The sequence below is a fragment of the Robertkochia flava genome (genome assembly GCF_020166515.1).
In the GTDB taxonomy this organism is placed as follows: domain Bacteria; phylum Bacteroidota; class Bacteroidia; order Flavobacteriales; family Flavobacteriaceae; genus Robertkochia; species Robertkochia flava.
On sequence record NZ_JAINZT010000006.1, the window covers coordinates 47,378 to 60,661 of the forward strand.

Consider the following 13,284-nt stretch of genomic DNA (forward strand, 5'->3'; position numbering starts at 1 on the left):
TGTTGGTGATACAAGTGACTAAAATTTCACTCACCACTCACCACTCACCACTCACCACTCACAATTTATCTTTCTGTAAATCGACTATTAATGCGGTAAGTCGTTATTTATTAACGGGTTGCGTCAAAATAAAATAACTTTCTATTCTAAATAATTATTACCAACTACAAATGAATCATAAGATCTGTGTTATCGGCCTTGGATATGTGGGCCTTCCCCTGGCAAGACTTTTCGCAACCAAATATGCCACTGTTGGCTTTGATATCAATACCAAAAGGGTGGAGGAGCTTCGGAAGGGGCACGACCATACCCTGGAAGTGGAAGACGAACTACTACAGGAAGTGCTGGTGAACCAAAGTCCTGAAGCCGGAACGCCCGGACTTTATTGTACAGACCACCTGGAGGATATTAAAGGCTGCAACGTTTACGTGGTAACCGTACCCACTCCGGTGGATAAACACCACCGTCCGATATTAACTCCACTTTATAAGAGTAGTGAAACCGTAGGTAAGGTCCTCAAAAAGGGAGATATCGTGGTCTATGAAAGTACGGTATATCCCGGCGTTACCGAGGATGAATGTGTACCCGTGCTGGAAAAGGTGAGCGGACTCAAATTCAACGAAGATTTCTTCGTGGGCTATTCCCCCGAGCGGATCAACCCGGGCGACAAGGAACACACCGTAGAAAAAATATTGAAGGTAACCTCAGGTTCTACCCCGGAAATCGGCAAGATCGTGGACGACCTGTATAAAAGCGTGATCACCGCCGGGACCCACCTGGCGCCCACCATCAAGGTGGCAGAAGCCGCCAAGGTGATCGAGAACAGTCAGCGGGACATCAACATCGCCTTCGTGAACGAACTGGCCAAGATCTTTAACCTGATGAATATCGACACCCATGCCGTACTGGAAGCTGCAGGTACCAAATGGAATTTCCTTCCTTTTAAACCGGGACTCGTTGGGGGGCACTGTATCGGGGTAGACCCATATTACCTGGCGCAAAAAGCCCAGGAAGTGGGCTATCACCCGGAGATCCTCCTGGCCGGACGCCGCCTGAACGACTCCATGGGGAAATTCGTGGCCAGCGAGGTGGTCAAGCAAATGCTGAAACGCGATATCCATGTAAATCATGCCAAAGTACTCGTCCTGGGAATTACCTTTAAGGAAAACTGCCCTGATGTTCGAAACACCCGCGCCATAGATGTGGTTCGCGAACTGCAGGAATACGATATGGAAACCGTTGTATACGACCCCTGGGCCAAAGGGGAGGAGGTTAAACACGAATACGGACTGGAGATCGTAAGCGAACTCCCCGATGATCACTTTGATGCCATCGTTCTTACCGTAGCCCATAAGGAATTCATGAACCTCGACATGAGCAAGCTTAAGAACGGGAATACTCTGGTGTATGATGTGAAGGGGGTTTTAGGGGGTGCTGCTGATGCAAGACTTTAAGAAGTTGATGGAGTTGATGGAGTTGATGGAGTTGATGAAGTAGATGAGGTTTGTGAAGTTGATGGGGTTGATAGCGTTTTAAACTATATTATTTAACTCTGGAGGAAAGATATTTTTTTAGGTTATACAGCATTGACCGGATGAGTTTTATGTCATGTTCCTACATCTCACTTGTATCTCCTAACTTCAGACCGTTAACCAGGATCAGCTGAGTTTCGAGTTCGTTTAAAGAACCGTTTGCAATATTTATATAGCGAATGTATTCTTTAAATGAATCACGTCCCGCTCCTTCAGCAATGTTGGAAGGAATTGAAATAACAGCCCGGTTAATCTGATTACCGAGGGTGTACCTTTCTTCCGAGGGAAATTGGCGAGTAATAGCATAGGTTTTATAAACCAGTTCAATGCTCTTTTTCCAAACTTCAAGATCGGAGTGTTTCATGATGTCGTGGGTTAAAGATACTACGAGTATAGAAAAAATTCTATACAAAATAATGATAAAGTTGTTGGAGTTAATAAGGTTGATGGAGAATAAGGTTGATGGAGTTGATGAAGTTTTAATTTTGTTACTTTCATAAACCCCATAAACCCCATAAACCCCATAAACCCCATAAACCGTGCAAATTGAAATTCTTAAAAATGAACATAGATAAATTCAAATCATTAAAGTCTAAGAAAGTATTAGTAACCGGTGGTGCAGGTTTTATCGGCTCTAACCTCTGCGAAGTGCTATTGGAGATCGGGGCGAAGGTGACCTGCCTGGATAATTTTGCGACGGGGCATCGACATAATATTGAACCGTTTTTAGAGAATAAGAATTTTACCCTGATCGAAGGGGATATCCGCGACCTGGAAACCTGCAGAAAGGCCTGTGAAGGGCAGGATTTTGTGCTGCACCAGGCTGCATTAGGTTCGGTACCCAGGTCACTGAAAGATCCTATCACCTCAAATGAAGTGAATGTGAGCGGATTTCTGAACATGCTGGTTGCCGCCCGGGATACCGGGGTGAAGCGGTTTGTGTATGCAGCAAGTTCGTCTACCTATGGGGATTCGGAAGCCCTGCCTAAGGTGGAGGAGAAGATCGGGAAACCTTTGTCTCCCTACGCCATTACCAAATATGTGAACGAGCTTTATGCCGATAATTTCCATAAGAGCTACGGTTTAAACACGATTGGCCTGCGGTATTTTAACGTCTTCGGGCGTCGGCAGGATCCTAACGGGGCCTATGCCGCAGTGATCCCGCTTTTTGTAAAACAACTGAGAAATCACGAGTCGCCCGTGATCAATGGCGACGGCACCTTTTCCCGCGATTTCACCTATATCGACAATGTCCTGCAGATGAACCTGCTGAGCATCACCACTGATAATGAGGAAGCACTCAACCAGGTGTACAATACCGCCGTAGGCGACCGTACCACCCTGTTACAACTCGTAGATCTGCTCCGTGAGCACCTGGCTTCATATGATCCTGCAATTGCAGATGTAAAATCTGTTCATGGTCCGAACCGTAAGGGCGATATCCCGCATTCCCTGGCCTCTGTAGATAAAGCCAGAACACTATTAGGCTATGAGCCCACCCATGCCATTGCCGACGGGATAAAAGAGGCGGTGGGGTGGTATGTAAAGCACCTTTAATGATGGAAGTTTATCAAGTGATGGAAGTGATGTGAATGATGTAAGTGATACAAATGATGGAAGTGATGTAAGTGATGTAGGTGATGTAAGTGATTTAGGTGATGATAGTGATGTAAATGATGTTAACTATTTCCTGATGGGTCTCTTTACTAAGAGTATGATTTTAAATCTTTTGCGCCTTTCGATTTCTCTTAGCGGTCAATATGGTTTTGCTGATAAGTTTCATTAACACGGTAGCTTCTTCCTTTAACTGTTTTTGAAATTCCTCATCATAGTCATTTGATCGCTGAAGTATATCAAGCCAATAGATTGTTTCATTGCATTCCTTCTGAGAAATACACATTTTGTGAATAAAATCAGCCCTTGACTCTGCATAGGCTGCTTCCCTGTAATTTGCTCCAATGGCAGTGCCGGATTTCAATAATTGCTTACTGATGATGTATTCTTTTTGCTCAGTCGCTAACCCCTTACAAAATTTTACAATGTTTAAGGAGAACTCGAAACTTTTTATTTCTAGGTGATTCATAGTACCAGTATTTGTTATTTTTAAATATATAGAAAATTTACGACATATAACATGAATACAGAATTCTATTATCGATATCATTATTGAATATCATCACTTACATCATTTCCATCACTTGCATCAGTAACAACAACTCTTTCATTACGGCTTCCCGTAACCTTGATTAACAGAAAATTAACTACCTTCGCCTTTAGAATTTAGTATTCCCATGCTGTACCTCTATTTATGCTTAAGCTTCCTTGGTGGCTTCTCTTTAGCCTACCTGCTTATCCCGAAGATCATCGGGATCGTGCAGTATAAAAAACTGTTTGATGATCCGAACGACCGGTCGTCTCATAAAGAGGTAACACCCACCCTCGGTGGGGTTGCGTTTTTCCTGGTACTTATCTTCGGACTCTTTTTTATTCGTCAATGGGATAACGCAGATGTGGCCTTTCACTTTGTTCCGGCCCTGACCATCCTGTTTATCATGGGACTCAAGGACGATCTGCTGGCCATCGCGCCTACGACCAAACTTTTAGGCCAGATCGCCGCTATAGCGCTCATGCTCTATCACCCTACCTTTGAGCTTCAAAGCCTCAACGGATTCCTGGGGATATACGAGATTCCGCTGGCGTTGAAATACGCTTTTTCAGGATTTACGATGATCGTGATCATCAATGCCTTTAACCTGATCGACGGGATCGACGGACTGGCAGGGATGCTGGGATCGGTGATCCTTTCTGTGTTTGCCGCTTTATTTCATTTTGCTGGATATCCCTTTTATTCCCTGCTCAGCGTATGCCTTGCAGGAGGATTGGCCGCTTTCCTGATCTTTAACCTATCGCATACCCGCAAGATCTTTATGGGGGATACCGGATCGATGATCGTCGGATTTATCATGGCTATATTTACTGTTAAACTCCTGGCCCTGCGCAGTACTAACGAACTGGAACTGCCGTTCAAGCCCGAGGTATTGCCCATTATCGCCCTGAGCATTCTTATCGTCCCCCTTTTCGATACCGGACGCGTTTTCGTGATGCGGATCATGAATGGAAAATCGCCTTTTGATCCCGACCGGAACCATCTCCATCATATCCTGATCGACAAGCTCCACCTGAGTCACCGTCGCGCCAGTTTTATCATGGCTCTGTTCTCTTTCTGTTTTGTAGGGATCATGATGTTCCTCGGAGCCACCTTTGACAATTACCTCATCATGGGAGGGATCTTTCTGTTGTCGGTCGGCGTTCTGTTATTTACCACCTACCGCCTCTCCCGCGGATTTGACAGCCTGAAAAAACGGATGTTTATCCGCAAGCGGTTCAAGGCCGTTCAAAAAGCGAATAACCGGAAAGAGCCCCCGCTTATTGTTTTTCCTAAATCGGTGCCCGGGTATCGTGTATCAAAACCACAATCCAAATCCCGAAAGAAAGAGGAAGAGGTTCCTTCTTGATATGGGCTTTTCGTCTACTCAATAGAGCTTCTCATGAGTTTTTTCTTCATTTTGCCTTAAAGCAACGACAAAGCTCTCATGAGTAACTCTAATACAATTAAGAATAATCGAATAAACGAAGCAAAAAATCAAATTCTGCCCATTCGGCGATTTACTAGTTCCCAATGCCTAAATAAAATGAACTCACCATGTTCAAGGTTTAGCTCTGACAGCTCTCTTTTATTCAAAGATGTTTTTTTGGTGTAGTGAAATTGTGAGGTCTTCGCTCCCTATGCTTTGGGGGATGGTGAAGAATAAAAATACATTAATGCCACCTCTCAACATTTTTGTGGCTGTTTATTACCACCAAGAACTGCTTGAGGAAGAATACAGGTCATTGATGGTTTTTACTTGAGAAATATTTGATTGAAAGTCATTTTCAGTAGAAGAATTATCGGATTTTCTATCATTGGATTTAATCAAATAATCGGAGATTTGTTTCACTTCATGATCATCCAGTACTTTATCGAATATGGTAATGAAGCGATTTACTTCCTTCAGAGTCTTTATATGAACATGTTTGAATTTACCCAATGGCTTATGATTGACCATAATCACGATATTATGGACGGGTATTTCTTTACGTCCCCAATGATGTGAGTCAAGATAAAAGTCACTGTATCTGGAGTTCCCATTTAGTTGTACCCAAAGGGCAAAACCAGTTCTTTTCACTTGTTGTACCGGAGAACGCAAATCTAGATTTTCTATTGACTTTTTGCTCCAATTTTTGGTTTCAATATTGAAAACTCCAGCATTAGTTATAAGAATGTGATCTGCCTGAATACTATAAATATGGTCCACTTCTTTTCTGTTGTACAAAGGAGGATTAAACTGCTTATAATAATCGTTGATCAAAGTATTGTTCCCGGTAAGTGTTCTAAGTTTATGAACTACTTTATTTTCTCCTACAGCTCCAGCTATTACTGGTTTTAACTCCTCTATGACTTGCCTAATGTGATCTAGCTTTCGGATTTTTAATTCTTTTTGTTCGTCAATGAAGGACTCCATATTTAATTTAAAATCCTCAACCTTCTGTTGTATTCTTTTTAGTTTCTTCGAAGTATCTGCGGTTGCTATTTGAATCCGGTAATCAATGTTTTGCTCAAAGTTAGTAATTCGGGTTTCCAGGATCTTTTCCCAATACCAATTGATAAGCCCTGTCAGTGCGCTTTTATTTTGTTTAGACTTTGCAACATCGTGCTTATTTTTTAGTCGATGAAGCTTGGTAAGAAGTTCAAGAGTCTTTTGGCGCGTAACCTCATTTAGCTCGGATTGTATAATCTCTTTTTCAGATATGAGTTTAGCGAGTAATCTTTCATATTTTTCTGTGGCCTGATCTTCGGATGACTGTATTTCAAACTTATATGATTTCATAAAGTTATTTAGGTCGCCGACAGAGTTGAATTGGGTAATACCTCTTTGTTCTAATTGGGATTTGAGTTGTTTTATGGATTCTATTTTACCGTGTACAGTGGTCATTACTTTGCGCAGAATCAGGGATTAAATATGGCATTAACACTCGTAATATCCCGGATTGATTTTTATGCATCCTTTTCATATGGGAATATTACCTCGTTTAGTGGGAATTTATTGTAAAGATATAAAAACCTATATACTGGAGTGTTGAGTGTAACGTTTATGTCTATATTTTCTGTTTTTTAATTCCAATCCGGGTATCGGGTGAATAAGACAAAGGAGCAAAGGCGCAAAGAGGCCAAGGAGCCTGTTTAGAGAAGGGGTAAAGGAGGTAGAGAGGTAAAGGGGTAAAGAGGTAAGGAGGTAAATTCACTACTTCGCTTTTCTCCAATCTCTATTCTCCACTTCCTAAAAGATTGCTTCGCCCTTCGGGTTCGCAAAGACGAGCTAATAATGTAAATCCTTTCTTTAATTCCTTAATCCTAACTCCAACTCCAACTCCAACTCCAACTCCATCTTATCACTAACCTGAAAAGATTGCTTCGCCCTTCGGGTTCGCAAAGACAAGAAGATAATGTATATCTTTTTCACAAATTCCTCACTCAACGCTCCAACTCCAACTCCAACTCCAACTCCAACTCCAACTTACCACTAACCTGAAAAGATTGCTTCGCCCACGGGCTCGCAAAGACAACAGGTTAATATGAATTCTTTTCTTTAGTTTCCCACTAACCACCTACCGTGCTTCGCACTGGCAGGATTTCCTCCCGCCAGGGATGGCAAGCTAACCACCTACCGTGCTTCGCACTGGCAGGATTTCCTCCCGCCAGGGATGGCAAGCTAACCACCTACCGTGCTTCGCACTGGCAGGCAAGCTAACCACTAACCACTAACCACTATTTCTTAAATCTTCAGTCTTGATTTAATGGTGCGTGTAAACTTGGCTGCCCCGTAGAGGTTGAGGTGGGAGTTGCCGATCCAGTCGTTTTCCGGGTCGAGGCCGAATTCAAAATCGGCAGAATTAAAATTGTGGATTTCGATGGGTATCCCGTTATCGAGCACCACTGGGATAGGTCCGACCGGGGTTGAATTTCGCTGTTCTGCCTTGGAAGGCATTTCCAGGACGATAAGCTGGATATCGTAATCAATGCAGAGCTGAGCAATGGCCTGTACCCATGGGGAGGTTTTAAAATTTTCAACTGCCAGGGGAACAGGTTTTTCCGGTGTTTTGGTGGCATCGGGGATTTTCTTTTCCAGCCGTAATTGTCCTTTTACCAATTGGGCGTCCCGGTGGCGGGAGCTGATGACCTTTTTGATGAGTTCCCGGAACAGCCATTTGAATTTGATGAACGGAAGGTCGCGCACCCCATAGGTTTTCCCTTTCATAGTGAAATCGACCACCGGGTGGATCTCATCCCATTTGAAATCGTGGCGAAAGGAGTCGAGGGCGAGGATGACCTTCTCCGGCTTCTTTTCGTATTGCTCCACATATTCCTTGAGCTGTATGTAATTGGTGCGTACTGAGGCCCCACCAATAGCCAGGTTGTAGGAGTTGCAGGATCCTGTGGAGAGCAGCTCTGCATCGATACCGTCGAGAGCAAAACTATTGCCCAGTACCAGGCAATCGTAATCGGGGTTATTGAAGGTGATGCTCTTTACCCTTTTGTTGAAATTCCAGTCGTACTTGATAAAAACCAGAACCGTGAGGAAATTGAGCACCAGAAAAGCTGCCAAAAATCCGATAATCTGGAGAAGATATTTTTTCATAAACTCTTATTAAAACTGAAAATAGATAAAGTCGGCCGTAGCCCCTTCAAAGATCAGGGTAAGGCTGAATATGCTAAGGTTTACCGCCCAGACCTTTGCCGGGGAAGGGGTTTCGAGCTGTAGCCCGTATTCCTTGTCGCGGTGCATCCATTCCATAAAAAGCATGATCGCGATAAAGGTGAACAGGAATAATACCTGGTAATTGTCCATAAAAATATTGAAACGCAAACCGCTGTTTCCGGCACTGAAAAGACGGCCCAGATAGGAAAACGCATGACCCAGGTTCTCAGCCCGGAAAAAGATCCAGGCCAGGACGGTAAGGGCGAAGGTAATTCCCATAAACAGAACCTCCCTGAGGGAGGGGAATAATTTGTCTTTGGCCACCACCTCAATATGGTTCCTGTTGGCATTGGAAAGCATCAATGGCAGGAAGTAGATGGCATTTAGTGCCCCCCAGACGATAAAGGTCCAGTTGGCGCCATGCCAGAAACCGCTGACGATAAAAATGATGAAGACATTGCGGATATTCATCCATTTTCCACCCCGGCTGCCACCCAGCGGGATGTAGAGGTAATCTCTGAACCAGGTGGAAAGAGAGATGTGCCACCGGCGCCAGAACTCGGCTATATCCCTGGAAAAATAGGGGTAGGCAAAATTCTTCATCAGGTCGAACCCGAACAGCCTTGCCGTTCCTATGGCTATATCGGAGTAGCCGGAAAAATCCCCATAGATCTGGAAGGTGAAGAACAAGGCTCCCAGGAGCAGTGAAAATGAGGAATACTGGTCTGAGTTTTCGAAGATCATGTTGGCATAGACCGCGCAGTTGTCGGCAATGACCATCTTTTTAAACAGTCCCCAGATGATCTGCTGGGAACCATCCATGGCCTTGGCGTAGTCGAAATGCCTTTTCTTATAGAATTGCGGCAGGAGGTTCTTTGCCCGTTCGATCGGGCCGGCCACCAATTGTGGAAAAAAGCTGACAAAGGCGCTGAAGGCTATGAAGTCTTTGGTGGGTTTTAGCTGTCCCCGGTACACATCAATGGTGTAGCTCAGGGTCTGGAAGGTATAGAAACTGATCCCAACCGGAAGGATGATCTGCAGGGAACTGGCTCTGATCTCGCTGCCGAAGAGGGAAAAGGCCTGCACAAAATTATCCAGAAAGAAATTATAGTATTTAAAAAAGCCCAGGATCCCCAGGTTAATAGCCACACTGGCAAAGAGCAGCCCTTTGCGTACCCTGAAATTGAACTGTTTTTTAAGGAGCAGTCCGATGGTAAAATCGGCCAGCGAACTGATCAGGATAAGGGAAAGAAAACGCCAGTCCCAGTACCCGTAAAAGAAATAACTCGCTGCGGTGAGAAAAAGATTCTGGTATTGGAGATTTCTGTTAAGAAGAAACCAATAGATAAAAAATACCACCGGAAGGAATACGGCGAAGTCTACCGAATTGAATAACATAGACGCTGGGTTATAGGGTTAGAGGAAAATTAGAATATTCCCCGATGGAGAAAAACTTTATTCGTTTAACTATTAAAAATCAGCGATTTAGGATGGTTTCAAAAGACAGGCCGCACAGCGGTTGCTCAAAGGATTGAACCCTGTTCAGCTTATGGTTTCCAACAGATATCTTAAGGCGTTATCTAACCTGGAAAAAGAGGGGGACACCGGTTTAAGAATTACAAGTGATTTTACTTTCGGCAGGAAATAAAGTCAGTCCTTAGAGATAAAAATCATTTCCTTCTCCTGTTACCGTGATGGAAAAGGGATCTATTACAACATCGCCTTTATATTAAAACTGCCGTACCGGAATTACCGGTTGCAATGAGGTTTTACTGTACATATCGTCTGTTTGACAAATGTCAAATGAGGTGACAAAACATTCATATACGGTATTGTCTTTTGAAAGAACAATCTTTGACCTGAGCTCATCATTCAGGTTAGACCAGGTGATGCCATATACCACTTCAGGAATTTTTTTGTAGAACAGTGAAGTTTCAAAGGAGGTCCAATACTGATCTCCTGTACTGTAACCATCGGCAATTTCAGGATCGTTATTATGAGCGAGGTTGATGCATAAGATCGCATTTTCGACCCCAGAGGCCAGGTACCAGTCGCTGAATCCGTTATATTCCAGGTCGTAGCAAACCCTGGCGGCATAGACCCCTTCTCCATAGGCTTTTACGATCTTTTCGGTATTTATTTCCCCGTCCCGTGACATATCATCATAGAAAACCCTTTCAAAATTAGCGCCTTCCGGCATCCACGGATATGGGGTTTCCAGTGCTTCTGTGGCCGCAATAAGACCGTGGACCTCCCCTGAGATATACCGGTCATCACCCGGCTGAAAGATATAAAAGACATATCCGCCCTGGTAGAACTCCCCGATCTGAGGGGTATGACATCCCTGCTCATTGACTTCCCGACCGGCGGGCGTGTCCGGACACTGATCTGTGGCATCGTTCACCCCATCGTCATCGCTGTCGAGCTGGGAGGCAGCACACCCCTGGTTGTTCACCTCTTCTCCTGGGGGCGTATCCGGACACGTATCTGCAGCGTCGGATATTCCATCCTGATCACTGTCTTTCTGGGAGGGAGCGCATCCGTTCTCGTCCGCTTCTTCAGCTCCGGGTGTTTCCGGGCATTGATCCTGATCGTTACTTATACCATCTCCGTCATCATCAGGAGGGGTATCGCTGCCACCGGAATCATTAGTGTCATCGTTTGTATTATCATTGGAATCCCCCGCATCATCAGCATTGTTATCATTTTGTCCCGGAAGAGCTCTGGGGTCATTCAGGTTTTGATCCATTTCCAGTTCACTGCCACAGGCGGACACCTCAAGTAACAGGAGTAGTATCATCATGCATTTTAATCCTTTCATAGTACCGTTGTTTAGCATTTGGGTGCCGGAATGGGCAAGGGTTAAAATAATTAAAAATCAACACCGAGTGTGTTAAATATCAGCGATTTACATGATTAAGGGCTAAGCGGGTATTTTTGCCGGGTGAACTGTTCCCTTAAAGGATGGAGCTGGAGCTGAGATAAGGAAAGAAAGCAGGGAATGGCCTGTCATTTTTCCTGCGAATCCCTTTATGTAAGCACTGAAATCTGAAAAAGATTCTCATTGATCAAAGGATACCCGGATGCGGGTATCAAGCAGTATGTCCTAACGTTTGACCTCAGATACTTTAATAGGTTGGCGAGGCTTAGCTTTAGCCCTTTTTCCGGCCCCGGGCTGATATGAATTATTACAGCAGCCCGGTGGTGGGAGACTAATTGCATTCAAGTTTGTATTCAGCCTGTATGTCCTTATTCCAATCGGGCGGGATAGCGGAAAGCTGGTCCGGGTTTACCCGGATGCAATACAGATGGGGATTGTCCCTGAGGTCTGTTTTAGATAAGGCGGGATTGTTGGACACATCAAGTGTCTCCAGTGCTCCGGTATCGAGATAGAGTTCTTCCAGCAGGGGTAGTCCGGACAGATCGATCTGGGTGAATCCTCCGTTAAACCCTGCTCTGAGTATTATGATCCGGGGGGTGTTCTCAAAGGTAAGGGAATTGATATACCCGGTATGTGCGCTGAATACTTTTAACTGCGTATTGTTTCTGAGCTGTATATTTTGCAGGTTAGAGGTGAAGAAGATAATTTCTTCCAGCAACGCATTATCGGCAATGAGAAGGCTGTGTGTTGTAGAAGCCGCAAAAGTGAATTCATCCCCCTTAATACCTGTTAATAAAGGGTTTCCGGCAATCTCATCGGGAAGCTGACAATTTATGATAAGTGTTTTCAGTTTATTTAAGCCGCTGATTTTATACCCATTAGCTACCTTAATCTCATGGAGACTCAGGTGTTCCAGATTTTGCTGGTTTATTAAATCCAGGTCGTCAAGCCATATTCCGTCGAGACTCAGCTGCTTCAGGGAAAGGAAGTCTTCTATGCCTGTGAGACTTTTAATCCCGTACTCGTTTCCGTTACCAAAGCTTGTTCTATTCCCCCTTAAAGTAAGTCCCTCCAGGGATGCTATATTCTCTGTTAACACATAATCATCCGGAACATCATCGTAGCCCATGTCAATCAGACTTTGCTCGAATCCGTCGTCCGGGACATAGGTCCTGGCTTCTTCCACGCAACCCTGCGGGTTAACTTCGGACCCTGCCGGGGTGTCAGCACACTGGTCTTCGGCATCGTTCACCCCGTCTCCGTCACTGTCTTTCTGGGAATCGGAACACCCGCTCTCATCCACCGCCTCTCCGGAAGGGGTGTTTTCGCATTGGTCGGCATCATCATAGATACCATCTCCATCCGTGTCGGTTTGTGAGGCACTGCACCCCTGTTCATTCACGGTTTCTCCTGAGGGGGTGTCCGGGCATTGGTCTTCTGTATCACTGATTCCGTCTGCGTCACTGTCTTTCTGGGAATCGGAGCACCCGCTCTCATCCGCTGCCTCTCCTGAAGGGGTGTTTTCGCATTGGTCGGTATCGTCATAGATGCCATCTCCATCGGTGTCGGTTTGTGAAGTACTGCATCCCTGTTCATTCACGGTTTCTCCTGAGGGGGTCTCCGGACACTGGTCGGTTTCATTCAGGACGCCGTCCCCGTCATCGTCACTGGAGTTGTCGTTACCGGAATCATCGTCACCGGAATCATCGTCACCGGAATCATCGTCACCGGAATCATCGTCACCGGAGTCGTCATCACTGGAGTCGTCATCACCGGAGTCGTCGTCACTGGAGTCGTCATCACTGGAGTCGTCGTCACTGGAGTCGTCATCACTGGAGTCGTCATCGTCGGAATTGCCATCATTCTGTCCGGACACGTTGCGGGGGTCATCGAGATTCTGGTCCATTTCCACATCGCTGCCGCAGGCGGTAATCAGAAGGATCAATAGCAGAAGGAGGTGTCGAAGTACCCAGGTATAGTTTTTCATCTTTATCGGTATTGGTCTTTTGAAGGATGTTGTGGGTGTAAATTATTGAATTTCAGATTTATAGGGTTTCACAAATTCGTCATTAAT

10 protein-coding genes are annotated in these 13,284 nt (G+C 44.9%); 3 read left to right on the forward strand and 7 right to left on the reverse strand.

From position 1 onward, the window contains the following. The first annotated feature begins 170 nt into the window (after positions 1 to 170). Positions 171 to 1,454: a nucleotide sugar dehydrogenase gene (locus K7R11_RS09355; protein WP_224490283.1), complete on the forward strand. Its 1,284-nt coding sequence runs from the start codon at positions 171 to 173 to the stop codon at positions 1,452 to 1,454. A 160-nt stretch (positions 1,455 to 1,614) separates the two neighbouring features. On the opposite strand, the gene K7R11_RS09360 is transcribed toward K7R11_RS09355, so the two are convergent. Continuing rightward, positions 1,615 to 1,896 (reverse strand): four helix bundle protein, encoded by a 282-nt coding sequence (locus tag K7R11_RS09360; protein ID WP_224490284.1) that lies wholly within the window; start codon positions 1,894 to 1,896, stop codon positions 1,615 to 1,617. Positions 1,897 to 2,093: 197 nt separating this feature from the next. Here K7R11_RS09360 and K7R11_RS09365 point away from each other — a divergent pair, with 197 nt between their 5' ends. Next, positions 2,094 to 3,089, forward strand: a complete 996-nt coding sequence (locus tag K7R11_RS09365) for an SDR family oxidoreductase (protein ID WP_224490285.1) — start codon at positions 2,094 to 2,096, stop codon at positions 3,087 to 3,089. A 163-nt stretch (positions 3,090 to 3,252) separates the two neighbouring features. Here the strand turns inward: K7R11_RS09365 and K7R11_RS09370 are convergent, their stop codons facing one another. Then, positions 3,253 to 3,615, reverse strand: a complete 363-nt coding sequence (locus K7R11_RS09370; protein WP_224490286.1) for a four helix bundle protein — start codon at positions 3,613 to 3,615, stop codon at positions 3,253 to 3,255. A 208-nt stretch (positions 3,616 to 3,823) separates the two neighbouring features. Here K7R11_RS09370 and K7R11_RS09375 point away from each other — a divergent pair, with 208 nt between their 5' ends. Continuing rightward, positions 3,824 to 5,047, forward strand: coding sequence for an MraY family glycosyltransferase (locus K7R11_RS09375; protein WP_224490287.1), 1,224 nt, complete (start codon positions 3,824 to 3,826; stop codon positions 5,045 to 5,047). A 339-nt stretch (positions 5,048 to 5,386) separates the two neighbouring features. Here the strand turns inward: K7R11_RS09375 and K7R11_RS09380 are convergent, their stop codons facing one another. From K7R11_RS09380 to K7R11_RS09400, 5 genes are all read right to left on the reverse strand, one after another. Further along, positions 5,387 to 6,565 (reverse strand): nuclease-related domain-containing protein, encoded by a 1,179-nt coding sequence (locus K7R11_RS09380; RefSeq protein WP_224490288.1) that lies wholly within the window; start codon positions 6,563 to 6,565, stop codon positions 5,387 to 5,389. An 840-nt stretch (positions 6,566 to 7,405) separates the two neighbouring features. Further along, positions 7,406 to 8,269: a hypothetical protein gene (locus tag K7R11_RS09385; RefSeq protein WP_224490289.1), complete on the reverse strand. Its 864-nt coding sequence runs from the start codon at positions 8,267 to 8,269 to the stop codon at positions 7,406 to 7,408. A gap of 9 nt (positions 8,270 to 8,278) precedes the next feature. Beyond that, complete coding sequence (locus K7R11_RS09390) at positions 8,279 to 9,727, reverse strand: MBOAT family O-acyltransferase (protein WP_224490290.1); 1,449 nt, start codon at positions 9,725 to 9,727, stop codon at positions 8,279 to 8,281. 331 nt (positions 9,728 to 10,058) lie between these two features. Then, on the reverse strand, positions 10,059 to 11,150 hold the full coding sequence (locus tag K7R11_RS09395) for a hypothetical protein (protein ID WP_224490291.1): 1,092 nt from the start codon (positions 11,148 to 11,150) through the stop codon (positions 10,059 to 10,061). A gap of 391 nt (positions 11,151 to 11,541) precedes the next feature. Next, a complete protein-coding gene (locus K7R11_RS09400) occupies positions 11,542 to 13,197 on the reverse strand; it encodes a hypothetical protein (RefSeq protein WP_224490292.1) in 1,656 nt (551 codons plus the stop codon). Positions 13,198 to 13,284 lie beyond the last annotated feature (87 nt).